The sequence below is a fragment of the Pedococcus aerophilus genome (assembly GCF_039532215.1).
In the GTDB taxonomy this organism is placed as follows: Bacteria; Actinomycetota; Actinomycetes; order Actinomycetales; family Dermatophilaceae; genus Pedococcus; species Pedococcus aerophilus.
This window is the reverse complement of the sequence record NZ_BAAARN010000001.1, coordinates 1993816-2014339: the sequence shown is the minus strand read 5'-3', so window position 1 is coordinate 2014339 and position 20524 is coordinate 1993816. Positions and strand designations below refer to the sequence as shown.

Annotated in this window: 26 protein-coding genes and 1 tRNA gene; 16 read left to right on the top strand and 11 right to left on the bottom strand. The window is 71.8% G+C overall.

Annotated features, from left to right (window positions below):
• Positions 1–70 precede the first annotated feature (70 nt).
• Complete coding sequence (locus ABD286_RS09625) at positions 71–1909, bottom strand: phosphoenolpyruvate carboxykinase (GTP) (protein ID WP_344192583.1); 1839 nt, start codon at positions 1907–1909, stop codon at positions 71–73.
• Between the two features lie 348 nt (positions 1910–2257).
• Here ABD286_RS09625 and ABD286_RS09620 point away from each other — a divergent pair.
• The 6 genes from ABD286_RS09620 to ABD286_RS09595 all read left to right on the top strand — a co-directional run bounded on the left by ABD286_RS09620 (position 2258) and on the right by ABD286_RS09595 (position 7833).
• Positions 2258–2330, top strand: a tRNA-Arg gene (locus tag ABD286_RS09620).
• Between the two features lie 117 nt (positions 2331–2447).
• A complete protein-coding gene (locus ABD286_RS09615) occupies positions 2448–2873 on the top strand; it encodes a GNAT family N-acetyltransferase (RefSeq protein ID WP_344192581.1) in 426 nt (141 codons plus the stop codon).
• Positions 2874–2952: 79 nt separating this feature from the next.
• A complete protein-coding gene (locus tag ABD286_RS09610; RefSeq protein ID WP_344192579.1) occupies positions 2953–4497 on the top strand; it encodes an ABC transporter substrate-binding protein in 1545 nt (514 codons plus the stop codon).
• Entirely contained in the window at positions 4494–5522 is a 1029-nt protein-coding gene (locus tag ABD286_RS09605; RefSeq protein WP_344192577.1) for an ABC transporter permease, read from the top strand. Before ABD286_RS09610 ends, ABD286_RS09605 begins: the two co-directional genes overlap by 4 nt.
• A complete protein-coding gene (locus ABD286_RS09600; RefSeq protein ID WP_344192575.1) occupies positions 5519–6400 on the top strand; it encodes an ABC transporter permease in 882 nt (293 codons plus the stop codon). Before ABD286_RS09605 ends, ABD286_RS09600 begins: the two co-directional genes overlap by 4 nt.
• Positions 6397–7833: an ABC transporter ATP-binding protein gene (locus tag ABD286_RS09595; RefSeq protein WP_344192572.1), complete on the top strand. Its 1437-nt coding sequence runs from the start codon at positions 6397–6399 to the stop codon at positions 7831–7833. The genes ABD286_RS09600 and ABD286_RS09595 overlap by 4 nt, the downstream gene beginning before the upstream one ends.
• Positions 7834–7840: 7 nt before the next feature.
• On the opposite strand, the gene ABD286_RS09590 is transcribed toward ABD286_RS09595, so the two are convergent.
• From ABD286_RS09590 to ABD286_RS09570, 5 genes are read right to left on the bottom strand one after another with little or no spacing between them, the layout of a single operon-like run.
• Positions 7841–8758 (bottom strand): NAD(P)-dependent oxidoreductase, encoded by a 918-nt coding sequence (locus tag ABD286_RS09590; protein WP_344192570.1) that lies wholly within the window; start codon positions 8756–8758, stop codon positions 7841–7843.
• A gap of 30 nt (positions 8759–8788) precedes the next feature.
• Positions 8789–9556: a class I SAM-dependent methyltransferase gene (locus ABD286_RS09585; RefSeq protein WP_344192568.1), complete on the bottom strand. Its 768-nt coding sequence runs from the start codon at positions 9554–9556 to the stop codon at positions 8789–8791.
• On the bottom strand, positions 9553–10584 hold the full coding sequence (locus ABD286_RS09580; protein WP_344192566.1) for a hypothetical protein: 1032 nt from the start codon (positions 10582–10584) through the stop codon (positions 9553–9555). The genes ABD286_RS09585 and ABD286_RS09580 overlap by 4 nt, the downstream gene beginning before the upstream one ends.
• A gap of 36 nt (positions 10585–10620) precedes the next feature.
• The gene (locus ABD286_RS09575) at positions 10621–11109 is read right to left on the bottom strand and encodes a hypothetical protein (RefSeq protein WP_344192563.1); all 489 of its coding nucleotides are present in this window, start codon (positions 11107–11109) and stop codon (positions 10621–10623) included.
• Entirely contained in the window at positions 11097–11675 is a 579-nt protein-coding gene (locus ABD286_RS09570; RefSeq protein WP_344192561.1) for an RNA polymerase sigma factor, read from the bottom strand. Before ABD286_RS09570 ends, ABD286_RS09575 begins: the two co-directional genes overlap by 13 nt.
• A gap of 186 nt (positions 11676–11861) precedes the next feature.
• Here ABD286_RS09570 and ABD286_RS09565 point away from each other — a divergent pair, with 186 nt between their 5' ends.
• The 9 genes from ABD286_RS09565 (at position 11862) to ABD286_RS09525 (ending at position 15254) form a co-directional block, all read left to right on the top strand.
• A complete protein-coding gene (locus ABD286_RS09565; RefSeq protein WP_344192559.1) occupies positions 11862–12323 on the top strand; it encodes an Asp23/Gls24 family envelope stress response protein in 462 nt (153 codons plus the stop codon).
• Positions 12320–12616 (top strand): hypothetical protein, encoded by a 297-nt coding sequence (locus ABD286_RS09560; protein ID WP_344192557.1) that lies wholly within the window; start codon positions 12320–12322, stop codon positions 12614–12616. The genes ABD286_RS09565 and ABD286_RS09560 overlap by 4 nt, the downstream gene beginning before the upstream one ends.
• Positions 12616–12909 (top strand): hypothetical protein, encoded by a 294-nt coding sequence (locus ABD286_RS09555; protein ID WP_344192555.1) that lies wholly within the window; start codon positions 12616–12618, stop codon positions 12907–12909. The genes ABD286_RS09560 and ABD286_RS09555 overlap by 1 nt, the downstream gene beginning before the upstream one ends.
• 94 nt (positions 12910–13003) lie before the next feature.
• Positions 13004–13183, top strand: a complete 180-nt coding sequence (locus tag ABD286_RS09550; protein WP_344192552.1) for a DUF2273 domain-containing protein — start codon at positions 13004–13006, stop codon at positions 13181–13183.
• Positions 13176–13598, top strand: coding sequence for an Asp23/Gls24 family envelope stress response protein (locus tag ABD286_RS09545; protein ID WP_344192550.1), 423 nt, complete (start codon positions 13176–13178; stop codon positions 13596–13598). The genes ABD286_RS09550 and ABD286_RS09545 overlap by 8 nt, the downstream gene beginning before the upstream one ends.
• Positions 13595–14191 (top strand): DUF6286 domain-containing protein, encoded by a 597-nt coding sequence (locus ABD286_RS09540; RefSeq protein ID WP_344192548.1) that lies wholly within the window; start codon positions 13595–13597, stop codon positions 14189–14191. Before ABD286_RS09545 ends, ABD286_RS09540 begins: the two co-directional genes overlap by 4 nt.
• A complete protein-coding gene (locus tag ABD286_RS09535) occupies positions 14188–14754 on the top strand; it encodes a hypothetical protein (protein ID WP_344192546.1) in 567 nt (188 codons plus the stop codon). The genes ABD286_RS09540 and ABD286_RS09535 overlap by 4 nt, the downstream gene beginning before the upstream one ends.
• A 125-nt stretch (positions 14755–14879) precedes the next feature.
• Positions 14880–15053 (top strand): CsbD family protein, encoded by a 174-nt coding sequence (locus ABD286_RS09530; protein WP_344192544.1) that lies wholly within the window; start codon positions 14880–14882, stop codon positions 15051–15053.
• 75 nt (positions 15054–15128) lie between these two features.
• Entirely contained in the window at positions 15129–15254 is a 126-nt protein-coding gene (locus ABD286_RS09525) for a hypothetical protein (protein WP_344192542.1), read from the top strand.
• Positions 15255–15310: 56 nt separating this feature from the next.
• On the opposite strand, the gene ABD286_RS09520 is transcribed toward ABD286_RS09525, so the two are convergent.
• Positions 15311–15766 (bottom strand): VOC family protein, encoded by a 456-nt coding sequence (locus ABD286_RS09520; RefSeq protein WP_344192540.1) that lies wholly within the window; start codon positions 15764–15766, stop codon positions 15311–15313.
• Between the two features lie 25 nt (positions 15767–15791).
• Positions 15792–16766 (bottom strand): helix-turn-helix transcriptional regulator, encoded by a 975-nt coding sequence (locus ABD286_RS09515; protein ID WP_344192538.1) that lies wholly within the window; start codon positions 16764–16766, stop codon positions 15792–15794.
• 117 nt (positions 16767–16883) lie between these two features.
• Here ABD286_RS09515 and ABD286_RS09510 point away from each other — a divergent pair, with 117 nt between their 5' ends.
• Entirely contained in the window at positions 16884–18425 is a 1542-nt protein-coding gene (locus ABD286_RS09510; RefSeq protein ID WP_344192536.1) for an MFS transporter, read from the top strand.
• A gap of 79 nt (positions 18426–18504) precedes the next feature.
• Here the strand turns inward: ABD286_RS09510 and ABD286_RS09505 are convergent, their stop codons facing one another.
• From ABD286_RS09505 to ABD286_RS09495, 3 genes are read right to left on the bottom strand one after another with little or no spacing between them, the layout of a single operon-like run.
• Positions 18505–18849 carry a fluoride efflux transporter FluC gene (locus ABD286_RS09505; protein ID WP_344192534.1) on the bottom strand — a complete coding sequence of 115 codons (345 nt, stop codon included), beginning with the start codon at positions 18847–18849 and terminating at the stop codon, positions 18505–18507.
• Positions 18850–18872: 23 nt separating this feature from the next.
• Positions 18873–19277 carry a fluoride efflux transporter FluC gene (locus tag ABD286_RS09500; RefSeq protein WP_344192532.1) on the bottom strand — a complete coding sequence of 135 codons (405 nt, stop codon included), beginning with the start codon at positions 19275–19277 and terminating at the stop codon, positions 18873–18875.
• Positions 19274–20503, bottom strand: a complete 1230-nt coding sequence (locus tag ABD286_RS09495) for a pyridoxal phosphate-dependent aminotransferase (protein WP_344192530.1) — start codon at positions 20501–20503, stop codon at positions 19274–19276. Before ABD286_RS09495 ends, ABD286_RS09500 begins: the two co-directional genes overlap by 4 nt.
• Between the last annotated feature and the right edge of the window lie 21 nt (positions 20504–20524).

The window sequence follows — 20524 nt, the reverse complement described above, 5'->3', positions numbered from 1 at the left end:
GAAAGGCCCGGAACCACAACGGTTCCGGGCCCTCCACGATGACCACGCGGCATACGCGGTCCTCGTCAGGTCACTCCACGCCGAGGCGGGCCTTGAGGCCGTCCAGCTCCACCTGGAGCTGGGTCGGGAGGTTCTCGCCGAACTTGGCGAACCACTCCTCGATCTGCGGGATCTCGGCCTTCCACTCCTCGGCGTCGACCGCCAGCGCCTGCTCGAGCTCGGCGTCGCTCATGTCCAGGCCGGTGGTGTCGAGCGACTCCGGCGTCGGCACGTGGCCGATGGGGGTCTCGACGGCGGCGGCCTTGCCCTCGATGCGCTCGATGGCCCACTTGAGGACGCGGCTGTTCTCGCCGAACCCGGGCCACAGGAAGTCGCCGTCGTCACCGCGACGGAACCAGTTGACGTAGAAGATCTTCGGCAGCTTCGCGGCGTCGGCGTCCTTGCCGAGGTTGACCCAGTGCTGGAAGTAGTCACCGGCGTTGTAGCCGATGAAGGGCAGCATGGCCATGGGGTCGCGGCGGACGACGCCCACGGCACCGGTCGCAGCAGCGGTGGTCTCCGAGGAGAGCGTCGCGCCCATGAACGTGCCGTGGATCCAGTCGCGGGCCTCGGTGACGAGCGGGACGGTCGTCTTGCGGCGGCCACCGAAGAAGATCGCCGAGATCGGCACACCCTTGGGGTCGTAGTACTCCTTGGCGAGGATGTCGCACTGCTCGATCGGGGTGCAGTAGCGGCTGTTCGCGTGGCTCGAGAGCTCTTCGGAGTCCGGCGTCCAGTCCTCGCCCTTCCAGCTGGTGGCGTGGTCCGGCGTGTTCTCCAGGCCCTCCCACCAGATGTCGCCGTCGTCCTTGAGGGCGACGTTCGTGAAGACCGAGTTGCCCTTGTTGATCGTCTTCATCGCGTTGGGGTTGGTGTGCTCGTTGGTGCCGGGGGCGACGCCGAAGAACCCGAACTCCGGGTTCACGGCATACAACCGGCCGTCCTCACCGAAGCGCATCCAGGCGATGTCGTCGCCCAGGGTCTCGACCTTCCAGCCGGGGATGGTCGGGGCGAGCATCGCGAGGTTGGTCTTGCCGCAGGCGCTGGGGAACGCAGCAGCGATGTAGTAGACCTGCTGCTCGGGCGAGATGAGCTTGAGGATGAGCATGTGCTCGGCGAGCCAGCCCTCGTCGCGGGCCATGACGCTGGCGATGCGCAGGGAGTAGCACTTCTTGCCCAGCAGGGCGTTGCCGCCGTAGCCGGAGCCGTAGCTCCAGATCATCCGCTCCTCGGGGAACTGGACGATGTACTTCTCGGGGTTGCAGGGCCACTTGACGTCCTGCTGGCCGGGCTCGAGCGGGGCGCCGACCGAGTGGAGCGCGGGGACGTACTTCGCCTTGTCACCGAGCTCCTCGATGCGACGGAGCACGTTGACGCCGCAGCGGGCCATGACGCGCATCGACGCCACGACGTACTCGGAGTCGGTGAGCTCGACGCCGAACATGGGGTTCTCGGAGTTGAGGTGGCCCATGACGAACGGGATGACGTACATGGTGCGGCCCTTCATGCAGCCGGCGTACAGCCCGCGCATGAGGTCCTTCATCTCGTTCGGGTCCATCCAGTTGTTGGTGGGCCCGGCGTCCTTCTCGTCGACGGAGCAGATGTAGGTGCGGTCCTCGACCCGGGCGACGTCGGTCGGGTCGGAGGCAGCGTAGAAGCTGTTGGGCTTGAGCTCGTCGTTGAGCCGCACGAAGGTGCCGGCGGCCACGAGCTTGTCGGTGAGCCGGGTCCACTCGGCGTCGGAGCCGGTGACCCACTCGATGTGGTCAGGGGTGGTCAGTGCGGCCACCTCGTCGACCCAGGCCTGGAGGCCTGCGTGCGTGGTGCCCCCCGCCCGCTGGTCGGTGTGCTGCGTCGCCTCGGTCGTCATGTTGATCGGCCGTCCCTTTCGCCCGGGCGCGTGGCCCCCGGGATCACCGCGGTTGACTGCGTCTCCGTGGACCAGAGTCCACATGGTGAACGCCTCTGATCTGGCCAAGGTAGACCCGCCGTGATCGTGGTCGGTACCACTGCCGCCGTAGATCGCTCGTGAAAAGCCTCACAACCGGGGAGTAGCCCTGACCTGCATGTTTGCTTCTTGCAAGGCTTGCAAGAACCTGCTGGATCGGTGGTCTTTTCTTGCTCACCGGCGCCGCGGCGCCGGACCGATTTCGTCTGCGCAGGGGTGAGCCGGTAGTCTTTCCCACCGTTGCCTCGGGCGATCCCTGAGGCGACATTCGCGCCCGTAGCTCAACGGATAGAGCATCTGACTACGGATCAGAAGGTTAGGGGTTCGAATCCCTTCGGGCGCACTCTGTGTTGAGACAGAACGACGAAACCCCGGTCCCTCGGACCGGGGTTTCGTCGTGTCCGGACCGGCCGTGTCCGAGGTGGGCCTGGGGTGGGGGCCGTCTGGAAGGCTGCCGGGCATGGACGGATGGACGACGACGACCGGTGAGGCGGACGCCGCCCTCGACCAGCGCCTCAGCGACGAGCTGGACGGGGTGAATGCCTCTGCGACCGCCGCGGTGCCGGCGGCGCGGGAGCTCACGGTGAAGGTGCTCGACGACGGGGGTGACCTCGTCGCAGGGGTCTCGGGCTGGACCTGGGGTGAAGCTGCCGGCATCGCGATGACGTGGGTGCACGCGAAGGTCCGCGGTAGTGGGGTCGGGGCCGGGCTGCTGCGCGCGTTCGAGGAGGAGGCGCGCGCCAGGGGGTGCGCCCGGGTGTTCGTCACCTCCTTCACCTTCCAGGCGCCGGGCTTCTACGAGCGGGCGGGGTATCGCGAGATCTTCCGCTGGCAGGGGGTGCCCGTCGACGGATCCGACGACGTCCACTTCCGCAAGGACCTGTGACCGCCGGACCGCTGTTGAGAATGAGAATAATTATCGTTAGTGTCGCTCCCTCCACCACACCTGAGGGAGCCCCTGACCCATGCACCGCCGAACTGCCGTCGCGGCCCTCGCCGCGAGCCTGGCGCTGACGACCGGCGCCTGCGCTGCCACCGACCAGCGCACCGCCGCCCCCACCACCCTGCGCGTCGCCGGGCCGTTCGAGGTCCACAGCCTCGAACCCGCCGCGGACGGTGAGCTCTTCACCCGTCTGGAGGTGACCGAGACGCTGGTGACCAGCGACGTCCGGGGCCAGCTCTCCCCGGGCCTGGCCAGGGACTGGCGGCCCTCGTCCGACCGCACGCAGTGGACCTTCGACCTCGTGGAGGGTGCCACCTTCCACGACGGGACCCCGGTCACGGGTGAGGTCGTGGCCGTGTCCCTGGAGCGGGCCGCGCAGGAGCCGGCGAGCCCGCTGGCCGACCTCGACGTCGAGGGGGTCGACTCCGCCGGGCAGGCCGTGACCGTGCGGCTGGCGGCCCCGGCCCTGACGCTGCCCGCCGTCCTCACCCACTACAGCACGGCGGTCCTGGCCCCCGGCAGCTACGGCACGGACGGCCGCGTGCGGTCCGTCATCGGCACGGGCCCCTACGCGATCGACGAGATCGCGCTGCCCTCGCGCGTGAGCACCACCCGCGCGAAGCAGTGGCGGGGCAAGGCGCCCGCCGTGGAGTCGGTGCAGTTCCAGGCGGTCGGTCGCGCCGAGACCCGCGCCCTGATGGCCGTCTCGGGTCAGGCGGACGTCGTCTTCGGGCTGGAGCCGGCGGGCCGCTCGCGCGTGGACGCCGCCGACTCCGTGCGGATGGAGTCCAGCCTCCAGCCGCGCACGCTCATGCTCAAGCTCAATGCCGACCACCCCGCCCTGGCCGACGTGCGGGTCCGTCGCGCCCTCAGCCTGGCCCTCGACCGCCCCGCCATGGCGCAGGCCGTGCTCCGGGAGCAGGACCTCGCGGCCACCCAGCTGCTGCCCCCGTCCCTCGAGGCGTGGCACTCCACCGAGGTCGCGCCCCTGCGCCACGACGTGCAGGAGGCGCGGGCCCAGCTCGCCGCCGCAGGGTGGGCGCCGGGCGCCGATGGGGTGGTCCGCAAGGACGGCACGAAGTTGGAGCTGACCCTCCTCACCTACCCCGACCGACCCGAGCTCCCGGCGCTCGCCACCGCCATCCAGGCGGAGCTGGCCAAAGTCGGAGTGGCCGTCCGCGTCGACGTGACGAACTCCAGCGAGATCCCTGCCGGGCAGAAGGACGGCAGCCTCGAGATGGCCCTCGTCGCCAAGCACTTCGCCCTGGTCTCGGACCCGCTCGTCGACATCGCGGCCGTGTTCGCCCCCGGCGGCTCCGACTGGGGGGTCATGAACTGGCAGGACGACGACATGGACCAGGCCGTGAAGGCGCTGCTGACCGGTACGTCGGAGCAGCGCGGTGCGCAGGCGCGCGAGACGATCGTGGAGACGGCCCAGGCGGAGCTGCCCCTCGTCCCGGTCGCCTGGTACCGCATGAACGCCGCCGTCTCGGACCGGGTCGACGGCTTCGTCATGGACCCGCTCGAGACGACCTGGCGCATCTCGGGGACCTCGTGGGCACGGTGACCGGAAAGCTGACCCACGCCGAGCCGGGCACCGCCTCGCCGCCTGCGCGGCCACGTACCGGGGTTCCCGTCAGGATGCTCGCCGGGGTGCTGGCGCGGCGCGGGGTGCAGGCGGTCTCCGTCGCCCTCCTCGTGTCGGTGCTCTGCTTCGTCATCACCCTGCGACTACCCGGCGACGCCGCCTACCGGATCGCCGCGGGGCGTTACGGGTCCGACCTCGTCGACTCGGAGTCGGCTGCGGCCGTCCGGACCGAGCTCGGCCTCGACCGCCCCGCCTGGGTGCAGCTCGGGGACTGGCTCGGCTCACTGGTCCAGCTCGACCTCGGGCGTTCACTGGTCACCTCGCGCCCGGTGGCGCAGGAGGTCGCGTTCTACCTCGTGGGCACCCTTCAGCTCGCGACCGCCGCCCTGGTGGTGGCCGTCGTCCTGGGAACCGGGCTCGGCGTCGCGGCGGCCCGTCGCCCCGGCGGGCTCGTGGACCGGCTCGTCGCCGTCTGGGTCGCCTCGGTGCGCGCCGTGCCGCCGTTCCTCCTCGGGCTGCTGCTCGTCGTGGTGGTCTCGGCACAGCTCGGGCTGCTGCCTGCCGTCGGCCACGGCACCGCGGCCAGCCTGGTCCTGCCGGTCACCACACTCGGGGCGGGTCTGTCCGGTCTGGTCGCCGGAGTCACCCGCGACACCGTCGTGGAGGTGCACCGGTCGGAGTGGGTGCGCTTCGCGCGGACCAAGGGACTGTCCGAGCGCTGGGTCGTTCTTCGCCACGTGGTGCGCAACGCAGCGGTCGTGCTCGTGCCCTACCTCGGGGTGCAGGCCGTGGTGCTCGTCGAGGGGGTCGTCGTCGTCGAGAGCCTGTTCTCCTGGCAGGGACTCGGTCACGCACTGGTCCACGCGACCTTCTGGCGCGACGTCCCCGTCCTGCAGGCGACCGCCCTCGTGCTGGCGCTGCTCGTCGTCACGGTGAACACCGTGGTCGACCTGGCCGGGGTGTGGCTCGATCCGCGCCCGCGGGGTGCGGGGGTGGCGTCATGACGGCCACCTCGACCACCGCGGTCTCCACGACCCCGACGCCCACCCTCGTCACCGGGCCCGATCGCGGCGACGGGCGCGCGGGTCGCGCGAGGCGGCACCGCACCGCACGACTGGCGTCGTGGGGCGGACTCGGACTGGTCGCCCTCCTCGCGCTCGCGGGTCCGGCACTGCTGCCGGACCCGGCCGCGCAGGACCTCGGCCGGTACCTCGAGCCTCCGAGCGTCGCGGAGCCGCTCGGTCGCGACGAGTACGGACGCAGCGTCCTCGCGCGCCTCGCCCACGCGACCCGGCTATCGCTGGTGCTCGCGCTCGGGTGCGTGGCGACGGCCGTGGTGCTCGGGACGGTGACAGGTGTCCTGGCCGCCCGCCTGGGTGGCTGGGTGGATGCGGGGTTGCGCGCGGTGTCCGAGGCCTTCGTGGCGGTGCCGGCGCTGCTCGTGGTGCTGCTCGTCGCGGCGATGGCACCGGCCGGCAGCCTGGTGGCGCTCTACGTCGGGATCGCGCTGGCCCAGTGGGTCGAGTACTTCCGGGTGGTACGCGCCCGCAGCTCGCGCGTGCTCGGGTCGACCGCCGTCCAGGCAGCCGGGCTGCTCGACCTCGGGACGGTGCACGTCCTGCGGCGGCACCTGCTGCCCGAGCTGCGGCCGCTCGTGGCGACGCTCGCGCCGCTCGGCCTGGTCACGTCCGTCCTGGCGATGTCGACGCTGGGCTTCGTCAAGGTCGGGCTCCAGCCGCCACGCGCGGAGCTGGGGTTGATGGTGACCGAGTCCTTCCCGTTCTACGACGTCGCACCCTGGCTGTGCCTCGCCCCGGTCGCCGTCCTGTTCGTCATCACCGTGAGCCTGCTGGGGCTGCGGGAAACCGAGGAGATCCGATGAGCACCACCCCCGTGGTCCACGTGCACCACGCCGTGGTCCGGCACGGCACGAGCGTCCTCGTCGACGTCGAGGACCTGCGCCTGGCTCCCGGGCGGGCGTTGACCATCGTCGGCGAGAGCGGCTCGGGCAAATCCGTGCTCGCCCACGCCGTCATGGGCACGCTGCCTCGCGAGCTGGCGCCCTCCGGACGCGTCGACATCGACGGATGCCCCCACGACCTCGCCGACCGGGGCGGCCGCCGCGCCCTGTGGGGGAGGCGGCTGGCGCTGCTCCCGCAGGAACCGGTCTTGGCGCTCGACCCGACGATGCGGGTCCGCGGGCAGGTCGCCGAGGGCGCCCGCGGCTGGCGACCCCGCAGTCGCGAGGCCCTGCTCGAGGCGGACCGGCGCCTCCGTGGGGTGGGGCTGGGTGGTGCCACGGCGGCATACCCGCACATGCTCTCGGGGGGCATGGCCCAGCGGGCCGCGTATGCCGCCGCGACCATCGGCGGCGCGGAGGTCCTCATCGTCGACGAGCCCTCGAAGGGGCTGGACCCGGCGGCGCTGGACGCCCTCGCCACCCTCCTCCAGGAGCACCTCGAACGCGGTGGCGCCCTGCTCACCATCACCCACGACATCGGGCTGGCGCGCCGGCTGGGCGGGGAGGTGTGGGTGATGCGGGAGTCCGCAGTCGTCGAGCGTGGCCCGAGTGGGCGCGTGCTCAGCGAACCCGAGCACCCCTACTCACGGGAGCTGCTCGCCGCCGAGCCCTCGCGCTGGGACCGGCCGTGGATGCGCGCCACCGAGCCGTCGAGGGACGGGGAGCCGCTCGTTCAGGCGCAGGGGGTCACGGTGGAGTACGGCGGGCGGCCGGTGCTGCGCGACCTCGACCTGGCCGTGCACCCCGAGGACCGGCTCGCCGTGTCCGGACCCAGCGGTGCGGGCAAGTCCACGGCGGCCGACGTCCTGCTCGGGCTCGTGCCGCCGACCCGTGGGCGGGTGCGACGCGGCCCTGCGGTCCGGGACGGCGGGTTCCAGAAGCTCTACCAGGAGCCGACCCCGTCGTTCCCTGCCCGCGTGCCGCTGGGGGTGGGGCTGGCCGACGTGGCCCGCCGGTACGGCGCCGCGCCGGGTCGCGTGGCCGAGCTCCTGGAGGGGGTCGCGGTCAGGTCCGACCTGCTCGCTCGACGTCCCGGCCAGGTGAGCGGCGGTGAGCTGCAACGGATCGCGCTCGTCCGGGCCCTGCTGGCGCGGCCCGTCCTGCTCGTCGCCGACGAGGCCACGTCGCGACTGGACCTGGCCAGCCAGGCCTGGACCGTGGACTGCCTCATGACCGAGGTGGAGGAGCACGGCTGCGCCTTGGTCGCCGTCACGCACGACTCCGACCTCGCCGCCGCAGTGGGCTCCCGAAGGCTGGAGCTCACGGCGCCGCCGACCGGGTCGACGCGGGACTGACGGGTCCTCAACCGCGCCGGTTGGCCTCGGGCGGACGTGGACGCGGCGACGACAGCAGCCTGGTCAGCTCGACGACGCCGCTGTGGTCGTCGTCCCCGCGTCCGGTGGCGACCATCGCGCCGTACAGCTGGTCGACCAGGGCGGTCACGGGAAGCGTCGTCCCGGTGGCACGCGCGGCGGCGAGGGCGAAGCCGAGGTCCTTGTGCTGATAGGCGGCCCTGCCACCCGGGGTGAAGTCCCCGCTCTCGAGCAGGCCACGTTTCACGTCGAGGGCGCGACTCCCGGCGAGCCCGCCGGCGAGGACGTCGAGCAGGGCGCCGACGTCCAGCCCGCCGGCCTCCCCGAGGGCGACTGCCTCGGCGAGGGCGGTGAGGGTCACGCCGACGACGACCTGGTTGCAGGCCTTGGCCAGCTGGCCGCTGCCCAGTTGCCCGAGGTGCCGGGCCGTCCCCATCGTGGCCAGGACGGGCAGCACCCGTCCGACCGGACCTTCCTCCCCGCCGACCATGATCGACAGGGAGCCCTCGTCGGCACCGACCGTCCCCCCGCTGACCGGTGCGTCGACGAGGTCGACCCCGCGCGCGGCGAGCTCGGCGCCCCACCCGGTGACGGCGGTCGGCGAGACCGTGCCCATCACGATGACGATCTGACCCTCCACGAGCAGGGAGTCGAGGCACGCCACGACATCGCCGAGGTCCGGCAGCATCGTGACGACCACACGGGCACCGCCGACCGCCTCGGCGATGGACGGGGCAAGGGTCCAACCGGCTGGCGCGTCGTCAACCGTGCGCGGGCTGCGGTTCCACGCGCGAACCTCCGCCCCGGCGCGGGCCAGGTTGAGCGACATGGGCAGGCCCATCCGGCCCAGGCCGACGAAGGCCACCGCCTCGGGGCTCGGGATCTCGTCCTCGGAAAGGTCCGGCATGGCGCGATTCTAGGGACGTGCCGGTCCCCCTCAGGGGCGGCAGAAGAGAGCGGCGTGCAGGAAGTCCTGGGTGAACACGGGCTCGCCCACCTCGTCCGCTGCCGGCAGCCGCCCTGCCGCGACGAGCTCGAGGTCGGCGAAGACGTGCTCCAGCTCCACGAGGGAGTAGCCCACCCCTCCGTCGAGGGCGCCCTGGCGCAGCAGCTGGGCGTCGTCAGCAGTGGAGCCCATCCGTCCTGCGGCGAAGGTGCAGATCCCGAACCAGCCGCCCGGGGCCAAGGCCACGTCGAGGGCGGCGCGGTAGGAGATCCGTCGGTGCGGGGCCAGGTGGTGGAAGCACCCGGAGTCGTACACCAGGTCGAAGGGAGCGCCGGGCACCTCGTCGCGGAGGAAGTCGCGGGAGAGGTATCGAGCCCGCTCACCGTCCGCGCGGGCCCCGCCCCGCCGGATCGCCTCGGCCAGCGCCGGCTCGGCGATGTCGATCCCAGTGACCGAGAAATCCTGCGATGCAAGCCAGTTCGCATTGCGACCGAGGCCGCAGCCGACATCGAGGGCGGTGGGGCGGCGGCCAAGGTCCCCGACCGACGGCAGGTGACCGGCCGAGCGCCAGGCGACGAGGTTCGCGTCGGGAAGGTCGGTGTTGAGCACGTGGTCGGATTGCTGGAGGAGGCGCCCCCAGAAGTCGGAGGCGCCCACGCTGGTGCGGTCGGCGTCGGCGCCATACAGGGAGTCGAGGAGCTCCATGAGCTCCTCGATGGTGCTCACGCGGGGGTGGCCGCCAAGGGGTGGTGCGGTCATGCCGTGCCCTCGTGGTCGACAGGACGTCCGGCAGGGTGGTCGGCGAGGTGGGCGCGCAGCGCCACGTAGACCTTGCGGACCCCGATGGCGCGCTGCAGGTCGTCCTGGATGCGGGAGAAGAACTCGCGGCGGTAGTTCTGGTCGATGACCGCCTGCACGGTGAAGTAGAGGCCGGCGAACCCGGAGAGGAACACGGCCACCGAGAACAGCTCGTCGCTGATGAGGCGCAGCGGACCGGTGAAGTGCGGAGGCGCGCCGACCCAGGACTCGACGACGCTGGGGCTGATGGCGACCGAGCCGAACACCACGAAGAACGCGAAAACGATGAGCACCAGCGACAGCATCTGGATCGCCTGGGCGACGAAGAGCATGAGCATGAGGTTGCGGCGCTGGAGCGGCGGCAGCCGGATGCCCGCGACCTCGTTCGCGAGCTGGGGCTCGGCGAGGATCTCGCGTGCGGCCGAGGCGACGGGGGTGCCCTGGCAGGTGTCGGCGAGGCGCTCGCCGTCGACCTCGACGCCGACGCGCTCGATCTCGCTGGCGAACGACGGCGCGAGGAAGGCGACCGCGAGCAGGGCAAAGATCCCGACGCTGGCCCACAGGCGGGGTCGCGACAGCGCCGAGGACACCTGCCAGACCTCGGTGTTGATGAACAAGAACGTGATGAACAGCAGCAGGAACGGCAGCGCCCGGGTGGCCAGTGGTCCGATGAGGGACTTGTTCTCCCAGGCGTGGGCGAGGGCCCACCGCCCGATCCGCCCGACCCGGAACACGCGAATCCCGCGGGCGAGGGCGCCGAGTGCGAGAACGGTCAGCGTCAGCGCTGCGATGTCACCCGGCGACCAGTCCAGTACGGTCGCGACGGCTGCGGCGACGCACGCCGGGATCGCCACGACCAGGGCCCAGAACGCCACTGCCCGAGGGCGGAGCGCCCGCTGGATGGCCTCGTGGCCGGACTCGACGAAGTAGGGCAGGCCGTTGTCGTCGAACCAACGTTCGCACTTGGCGACATCGTTCGTGGTGAGCACGACCCAACCCTGTCAGGTCAGGGGCCGCAGACGGTGTCAGAGGCGGGGGTCGCCGGGAGTGACGTCGTCGACGCTGATGTCGACGATGGCCGTGCGCTGGGTGAACGAGGGGGGGCCAAGGACGTCCTCCAGGGTGTCGAGAACGACGTCACGCACCTCGGCTGCGGCCGCCCTCAGGTCGGTGCCGTAGGCCGCGACGACCGAGACCGTGGCGCCGGTGCACTCGTGCTCCTCGAGCTGGAGGGTGATGCGGCTGGGGGCGCACGAGGCGACCGCCTCCAGCGCGCGGCGCAGCAGGGAGATGACCACCTGGTCGCTGATGGACAGGCGGTCGTCGCCGTCGGGGGACGGGAACGTGGCGTCGACGGGCCAGGAGCGACGCGTGGCCGAGCGCACGGCGGCCAGGACCCGCTGGCTGGCCTGGTCCCACCCGGGGTCGGTGGACTCGCGCAGCGCGCGGGCAGAGCGGCTGAGCATCTCGGAACCTGCTGAGAGGTCGTCGGGCTCGGGTGTCACCTCTTCCACCTTGCCATCCTCTCGCTCAGGTTGCGACGGGCCCGGAACAGGTGGCCGCGCACCGCGTCCGGGGTCATGCCCTGCGCCTCGGCCACCTCGGCCTGGCTCATCCCCTCGATCTCGACGAGGATCCAGCAGGCGCGCTGACGATAGGGCAATTCGCGCAGTGCGTGGTCCAGGGCGTCGACGAGCTCCTGGTGGGTGGCCTCGGCGAAGGGGTCGCCACCGCCGGTGGGGATGGCCTCCATGAGCGCGTCGTCGATGGGCAGCGCGCGCGACCGCCGGTTCCGGTCGGCGACCTTGTGGGACACGATCGAGAAGAGCCAGGTCTTGAGCGAGGACCGGGCATCGAAGCGGTCCAGGGCCTTCCACGCTGCGACGAAGGCTTCCTGCACGACGTCCTGCGCGTCGCCTGCGTCGCCCGTCGTGCGCGCTGCATACCGGTAGAGCGCGGGGCCGTAGCGATGGACGATGACCTCGAAGGCCTCGCGGTCGCCGAGGGCGGCAGCCCGGGCCAGCGCTGCGTCGCCGGTGCGGTCGCTCGGCGCAACCGTCGCCCGCCCCCCGTCGCTCACGTCCCGATCCTCACACGCGCCCCGGGGATCGGCATCGTGGAGAACCGGGCGTGGAACGGCCTTGACGTGCGGGCGCAAGGGGATCAGCGCAAGTGTGATGCGGGTCACAGGACCGTAGGCGTGCGGTTTCGGCCGGTCGCCACGACTACATCTCTGACAGACACGAACGACCGAAAGGAAAGCCTCATGGCTGACAGCCAGACCACCCAGACCTCCTCCGCGGTGTCGAAGCCCGCCGAGTCCGCCCTCACCACCTCGCAGGGCAAGACGGTCATCGCCGACGTCGTCGTCTCCAAGATCGCCGGCATCGCCACCCGCGAGGTCGCGGGGGTCCACGACCTGGGCGGCGGCACCGCCCGCGCCGTCGGGGCGCTGCGCGAGCGCATCCCCGGCAGCCGCACCAACCAGTCGCAGGGTGTCGGAGTCGAGGTGGGCGAGAAGCAGGCCGCCATCGACATCGACCTCGTCGCGCAGTACGGCGTCGGCATCGCCGACCTGGCCGGAGCCATCCGCCGCAACGTCATCGCCGCCGTCGAGCGGATGACCGGGCTCGAGGTGACCGAGGTCAACATCACCGTCCACGACGTGCACCTCGAGGACGACGAGACGTCCGCGGACGAGACCGACTCCTCGCCGCGCGTGCAGTGACCACCCACGAGGACGGCCAGGACGACGACCGCGACCCGGTCGACGCCATCGCTGCTGCGGTGCTCGCCGTCCCCGGGGTGGCGGACCTGCACGCAGGGATGTTCGGGGAGGCGGCGACCTACCTTCCGGGTCGCCGCGTCGCCGGCATCCGCGTCCAGCCCGACATCACCGAGGTGCACCTGACCATCGCCTTCGGCTCGCCCGTGCGCGAGACCGCGGACGAGGTCCGCACCGCGGTGGCCGCACTGGTCACCACGCCGGTGCACGTCACGGTCGAGGACGTCGTCCCCTGATGACTCCCGACCGCACCAGGACCGGGGACCGCGAGCAGTGGCGGGCCGCACGCAGGCGTGCTGCCCGACTGCACCACCCGGACCTGGGCGGCAGCACCGAGGCGTTCCTGAACGCCCTCAGTGCCGTCGACGAGGAGTTTGGTCTGCTGCAGGGGGAGACCGAGCGACTCGGTGCCCCGGCGGGGACGGTGCAGGTGCGCCGGACCCGTCGGGGACGCCTCGCGGGGTGGCGCCGACGCGGTCACCGCTACCTCGCCGGTCGCCGACGGCGCCGCTCCACCCGCGTGCACTGACGCTCCTGCGCTCGTGCAGCACCCCGTGAACACCTCCACACACCACGTATGCCGCGTCGGCACCGCCGACCGCACCACCACCTAGGAGAGCACCATGACCACCTCCACCATCGGCCTTCTCGCCGGCCTGCTGCTCGGCGTCGCTGCCGCAGCCGGCGGCTTCACCGGCTTCCTCGTCGCCCTCGTGCTGGGCATCGTCGGCTTCCTCCTCGGTGGACAGCGCGACGGCGAGCTCGACCTGAGCGGCCTCTTCCGCGGTCGCGGCCGTGGCTGACCCGACCACGACGGCAGCAGCGACCTCCACCGCGGGTGCCGTTGCCGCTGACGGCGCACAGCGTGCCCCCGAGGAGCGGGGCACCCTGGAGCTCAAGGACGCTGTCGTCGTGCACGTCGCCGAGCAGGCGGCCCTGTCGGTCGACGGGGTCGTGCGCCACTCCAGCGGCCTGGACGTCGTGACCCACCGGGACCTGCCCCGCGTCGACGCCGACCGGGCGGGCGACAGGGTGCGGGCCGCCGTCGAGCTGGCCGTGGTCTGGCCGACGCCGCTGGCCCCTGCCGCGCAGGCGGTCCGCGAGTCGGTGCGGTCCGCCCTCGCCAACCTGCTGGGCCTGACCGTCGATGCCGTCGACGTGACCATCAACCAGATCCTCCCCGCCAGTGCGGGGACCCCCTCGAGGAGGGTCGTATGAGCCAGGAATGGCAGGGTGCCGCGTCGTCGGCGCCCGGAGACCCGCAGCACGTGGCACCCCGTGTCCCGTTGCGTCCCACGGGTGCCCCACCCGCAGCACGGGTCGCGATCCTCTTGGCGCTCCTGCTGCTCGTGCTCGCTGCGGTGCTGGTGCGCGACGTGCTCGTGATCACCGGAGCCGTCAGTGGAGACCCGTGGACGTCCTCGGCTCTGCGTTCCGTGGACGGACTGCAGCCGCAGTCGTGGATGGTGCCGGCCGGCGTGGTCGTCACCCTCGTGGGGCTCTGGGTCGTCCTGACCGCCCTGCGACCGCGGCCCCGTCCCGACATCGAGCTCGGCACCAGCGGTGCCATCTGGGTCGACCGGTCCGACACGGCGCGACTCGCGCAGACGGCCGCCACCACGGCCGACGGCGTCCTGGACGCCCGCGCCACCGCGACCCGTCGCGGGGTCCGCGTCACGGTCACCACGACCGCCGAGGACGTCAAGCCCGTTGCCGCCGACGTCCGCTCCCAGGTGGAGCGCGCGCTCGCCGAGCTGTCGCCCACCCCGTCCGTGTCCGTCAAGGCCTCGACCACCGGAGGTGTCTCATGACCCGCCTCGCCGTCACCGTCGACCGTCTGGTCGCCCTCCTCGTCGGACTCGTCCTCGTCGTCCTCGGAGTCTGCGCCGTGGTGTGGCAGCTCGACCTCGTGGCCCAGTTCCCGTCGACGGTCGACGCGCCGTGGGCGCAGGACCTGCCCGACCAGGCCTGGTGGCCGTGGGCGCTCGGGGCAGCCGCGATCCTGCTCGTGCTGGTGGCCCTGCGCTGGTTCGGTGCGCACGCACCGTCCCGCAAGTTCGCCACCCACCCCCTGCCCGGCTCCGGCCCCGAGGGCCGTCTGCGCATCGACCTCGACGCCCTCGCGTCAGCCGCCGCGGACCAGCTGGCCGAGGCGCCGTCCGTCCGCTCGGCCAAGGGATCTGCCCTCGGGGGCAAGGGCTCGGGGGCCCTCGAGGTCACGGCGACGGTCGACTCGCGGGCCGACCTCGGTCACGTGCGCTCGGCGATCGCAGACGTCGGGCAGCAGCTCGACCGCGCCACCGGCGGGGCGGTCCCCGCTCGGTACCGCGTGAAGGTCGCCCGACCGGAACGCGCTGCGCGCCGCCTCCGTTGAGCTGGGCAAGGCCCTGGCCAGCACGGCCGGACCACCCAGCACAGCCGTTCCACCCATCAGAGCCTCCTGGCCCGTTCCCGGGGCAGGACGATCGAAGCACCACCGTCGAAGAGAGAGGGACCCTCATGGGAATCGCAGATAAGGCCAAGAACGCCGCCCAGGACCTCACCGGCAAGGCCAAGGAGGCCATCGGTGACGCCACCAACAACGAGCGCCTCGAGTCCGAGGGTCGCGCCGACCAGGCCGAGGCCAAGGTCAAGAAGACCGGCGAGGACGTGAAGGACACGTTCAAGGGCTGACCTCCCTGCGGCCTGCCGACGTCACGGACGTGGGCAGGCCGTCGTCATGCCACCCCCACTCGAGAGGACACCGCCATGAGCCGCCCCAAGCGCAACCTGTTCACCATCCTCGGATGGTTCGTCTGGAAGCTGCTGGCCGTCGTCGGCCTGCCGCTGGCCAAGAAGAAGATCCGCGAGCGCCGCTCTGCGCCGCGGCGCTGACGTGGCGCCGGCTGCTTCGCCGTGCGTGCGCTGAGTGCTGTCGGCCGGGTCGGCCCTCAGACGATGCAGAACTCGTTGCCCTCGGGGTCGCGCAACGTCACGGCGAAGTAGTCGGCGCCCACCGGCGCATTGACGTGGGCGACCGCCGCCCCGAGGGCGACCAGCCGCTCGACCTCCGCCTCGAGGCTCGCGCGCCGCGCTGCATACGGCATCTGGTCACGACCGGGCGTGTGGCGCAGGTCGAGGTGCAGGCGGTTCTTCACCGTCTTGCCCTCGGGCACCTCCTGGAACCAGATCCGGGGGAGGACCCCCTCGGGGTCGACGATCGCGCCGCTGCCGTGCTCCGCGCCCACGAGGTCCTCGTCGGGGATGCCTGCAGAGCGCCAGTACTCCAGCCAGCTCGACCACCCGTCCGGGGCCGGCTCCGGGACGTAGCCCACTGCCTCGCACCAGAACTCCACGAGTCGCTCCGGACTCGCACAGTCCACCGTCAGCTGCCACGTCGTCGTCATGCCCCGAGTGTGGCACCGGCCGGTGTCAGCGGCCGGCTGCGGCGGCGCTGAACCGTTCGCCCCACCGTCCGAGCAGCTCGATGACCTCGGCCGGAGCCTCCTCGACGGTGAACGGGGCCTCCAGCACCCCGAGCCCGAACGCCGCCCAGCGGGCCTGCCGGCCGTCCATCTCGACCCGGCAGGTGCGGGTGTCGACCGCGGTGACGGTCGCCCAGCGCGAGATCTGCTCCTCGACCTCGTCCTTGGGCGCGTGGACCAGGACGCGCAGCGAGGTGCCGATCTCAGTGCGGGACAGGCCCTTTCGGACGTATGCCGCGGCGTCGCCACCGGGGACCTCGCGCGGTCGGAACCTGCTGCGCGTGCCCATCGGCTCGCTCAGGCGGTCGAGCCGGAACGAGCGCCAGTCCTGCCTGTCGAGGTCGTAGGCCAGCAGGTACCACCGGCGGCCGACGGTCACGAGGCGGTGCGGCTCGACGTGGCGCCGGACCTGCTCCCCGGCGCTGGCACCGCCCCGCGCGAGGTAGCTGAACCGGACGCGCTCGGCGTCGCGCGTGGCCTGGCCCATCGTCGCCAGGACGTCCGCGTGGACGGTCGGCGCCTCGGCGAACGGGGAGTCGTCGGTGACCGCCCGCAGAGCCTCCGCCCGGCGGCGCAGCTTCGGTGGCAGCACCTGGACGACCTTCGACAGGGCGCTGACCGAGGCCTCGGCCAGCGGTCCGGCCGTGAGCTGGGCGGCGCCGTTGAGGGCGACGACCATGGCGATGGCCTCGTCCTCCTCGACGGTGAGCGGCGGCATCGTCGCGCCGGCACCGAGCTGGTAGCCGCCCTCGGTCCCCCGCGAGGAGTCCACGGGGTACCCGAGCTCGCGCAGGCGCTCGACGTCGCGGCGCAGCGTGCGCTCGGAGACCTCGAGTCGGTTCGCGAGCTCGGGGCCCGACCAGAAGCGGTGCGTCTGGAGCAGCGAGAGCAGGCGCAGGGTGCGGGAGCTGGTGTTGGCCATGGATCCAGCATGCCCGACCAAGCGGACAGGAAGTGGCCGGAAGTCTCCCTAACGTGGTTTTCGAAGCACCGATCGTCACGGCGCCCATCGTCACCCGAACCCTTGAGGAGAGAACCCATGACCGCCACAGCCGCCGCTCCGCTGGAGAGCACGCTGGACGCCCCACCCGCCACCACCGGCGTACCCGCTGCACCCGTCGCCGAGGAGGCCGTCGCCCGCGGGCCGCTGCCCGTGGGCAGGGCCCGCACCATCGCGCTGCTCAGCCTGTTCCTCGCCTCGACGATGGAGCTGCTCGACACGACGATCGTCAACGTCGCGCTCCCGACGATCGAGAGCGGACTCTCAGCGAGTGCCGCCCAGCTGCAGTGGATGGTCGCGGCCTACCCCCTCGCCTTCGCGGTCGGGCTCATCACCGGGTCGCGCCTCGGGGACCTGTGGGGGCGCAAGCGCGTCTTCGTCGCCGGGCTCGTGGGGTTCACGCTGATGTCGGCGGCGTGCGGCTTCGCCCCGAACGCCGAGGCGCTCGTCGGGTTCCGTGCCCTGCAGGGACTCACCGCGGCAGCGATGATCCCGCAGGTGCTGTCCAGCCTGCAGGTGATGTACGCGCCGCACGAACGGGCGAAGGCGATGGGCATGTTCACCGGTCTCGCGGGTCTGTCCGCGGTGCTCGGACCGGTCATCGGTGCCGTGCTGACCGAGGCCGACCTCGGTGGTCTGGGATGGCGCTCCATCTTCCTCGTCAACGTCCCCTTCGGCGTGCTCGCCATCGTTGCCGCCCTTCGCTGGGTGCCGGAATCTGTTGCAGCGCAACGCCCGCGCATCGACGCCCGCGGTGTGACGGTGCTCGCGGTCGGCCTGCTCGCCGTCCTCTACCCGCTCACCATGGGACGCGAGCTGGGTTGGCCCGCCTGGGTGTATGCCGCCATGGCCGTCGGTGTGGTGGTGCTCGCGCTGTTCGCCCGCTCACAGGTGCGCGCCGAGCGCACGGGTCGTGAGCCGCTGGTCGCCCTCAGCCTCTACCGCGGTCGCGGGTTCGGTGCCGGGTCGGCGATGAACTCGTTGCTGTTCATGGCGATGAGCTCGTACTTCCTGTGCCAGACGATCTACCTGCAGGCAGGTCTCGGCTGGTCGGTGCTCCACGCCGGGCTGGCCGGTGTGCCGTTCGCGCTGACGACGACGGTGTTCGCCGGCGTCGGGGTCGCCGTGCTCGCTCCGCGGATCGGCCGACGGGTGCTGCAGATCGGTGCGCTCACGTGGGCCGTGGGTGCGGTGTTCATCGCCGCTGCCGTGCACGGCGCAGACGCCTCGACGTCGGTCTGGGCGTTCGTCCCCGGGTTCATCGTGTCGGGGGCCGGGTTCGGGCTGATGGTCTCCCCGATCGGGGTGTTCACCCTGGCCGAGGTGCCGGTGGCCAAGGCGGGTTCGGCGTCCGGACTGTTCAGCACGACAGGTCAGCTGTCGGGTGCCATCGGGGTCGCGGTGCTGGGCTCGGTGTTCTTCTCGGTCGTCGACGCCCACGCGTCGTCGGTCCCGGTCGAGATGTTCCGTCCCGCGATGGAGGTGGCGCTCGGGGCGCTGGTCGTGCTGATGCTCGTGGCGGCGGTGGTCGCCCGCCAGCTCCCGTCCCACCCGGTGGCGACGGGCCCCGCACTCCACTGAGCGCCATACCCGCCCCGCTCGGTTCGGGGGCCACGCGGTGAGCGTTGGATCACCGCGTGGCCCCCAACCCGTGGTGTCGTCAGAGTGCGGTGCCGAGGGCCCAGCCGAGCCAGACGGCGGGCAGGCCCAGGCCGAGGGACAGGGCGAGGTTGGCCGCGAACGGCCTCCACTCGCGTCGCTCGAGGAACACCCAGGTCTCGAACGCCAGCGTCGAGAACGTCGTCAGCGCACCGCAGAACCCGATGCCCGCGAGCGGCAGGACCCACGACGGGGCGCTCGACCAGCCGGCGGCGATCCCCAGGACGAACGAGCCGACGACGTTGACGACGAGCGTCCCGATGATGCTGCCGGCGTCGTAGCGGGCCCGGGCCCACCGGTCGACGAGGAAGCGCAGCGGCGCCCCGACGGCGGCGCCGGCAGCCACGAGCAGTGCTCCTCCGAGGCCGGTCACAGGGCAGGCCGAGGTCGGTCGCCGAACGCCCGCTGACCCAGCGCCAGCCCGATCGCGACGGCGACGAGACCGACCACGAACGACGCCAGCATGTAGCCGAGGGCCAGCCCGCTCCGGCCGGACCCGCTCAGCGCGTGGACGTCGAGGGCGAACGACGAGAAAGTCGTCCAGCCACCCAGCACGCCGACCCCGAGGAACGGCCTCAACCACGGGTGCGGATCGATCCGGGTCAGGACCCAGGCCATCAGCAGCCCCATGGCAAGGGACCCGGTCACGTTGACCAGGAACGTCCCCCACGGCCACTGACCCGAGGCGTGGGGGAGGGCCAGGCCGACGGCATACCGGCCGAGCGAACCCAGCACACCGCCGGCGGCGACGACACCGACGAGGCCCCGCGTCATGCCCTGCGCGTCTCCAGGAACTCGGCGATGCGGCCGATCGCCTCGGTGAGCACCTCGATGTCGGGCAGCGTCACGAGGCGGAAGTGGTCGGGCTCGAACCAGTTGAAGCCGGTGCCGTGGGTGACGAGGATCTTCTTCTCCCGCAACAGCTCGATGACGAACTGCTGGTCGTCCTCGATGGCGTAGACCTCGGGGTCGAGGCGCGGGAAGCAGTAGAGGGCCCCGTGCGGCTCGACGCAGGAGACGCCGGGGATCTCGTTGAGGAGCCGCCAGGCCAGCTTGCTCTGCTCGTAGAACCGGCCGCCGGGGTGTATGTACTCCTCGATCGACTGGTACCCGCCGAGCGCGGTCTGGATGGCGTGCTGGCCGGGGACGTTGGCGCACATGCGCATGTTGGCCAGCAGGGTCAGTCCCTCGAGGAAGTCCGTGGCCATCGACTTCGGCCCGGACACCATGACCCAACCGGCGCGGAACCCGCACACGCGGTAGGCCTTGGACAACCCGCTGAACGTCAGGCAGAGCACGTCGTCGCCGGCGAAGGTCGCCGTGTGGTGGTGCACCGGCTGGTGGTGCTCGTCGGCGAAGAGGATCTTCTCGTAGATCTCGTCGGACAGCAGGACGAGGTCGTGGCGGCGGGCGATGTCCACCAGGCCCTTGACGACGTCCTCGCTGTAGACGGCGCCGGTCGGGTTGTTGGGGTTGATGACGACCAGGGCGTGGGTGTTCGGCGTGATCTTCGACTCGATGTCCTCGAGGTCGGGGTTCCAGCCGTTCGACTCGTCGCAGCGGTAGTGCACGGGGGTGCCGCCGGCCAGGGTCACCGCGCCGGTCCAGAGCGGGTAGTCCGGCGCGGGGACGAGGACCTCGTTGCCCTCGTCGACGAACGCCGTCAGCACCATCGAGATGAGCTCGGAGACGCCGTTGCCGATGAAGACGTCGTCGACGTGCGTGTCGGTCAGCCCGCGCGACTGGTAGTAGTGCGCGACGGCCGTGCGTGCCGAGTAGATGCCGCGGGAGTCGCTGTACCCCTGGGCGTTCGGCAGGTGGTGGACCATGTCCTGCAGCACGGCCTCGGGCGCCTCGAAGCCGAACGGAGCCGGGTTGCCGATGTTGAGCTTGAGGATCTTGTGCCCCTCGGCCTCCAGGCGCTGGGCCTCGACGAGGATCGGACCGCGCACGTCGTAGCGGACCTGGTGCAGCTTGCGGGACTGGGTGATGCGGCGCACGCGAGCAGTGTGTCAAAGGTC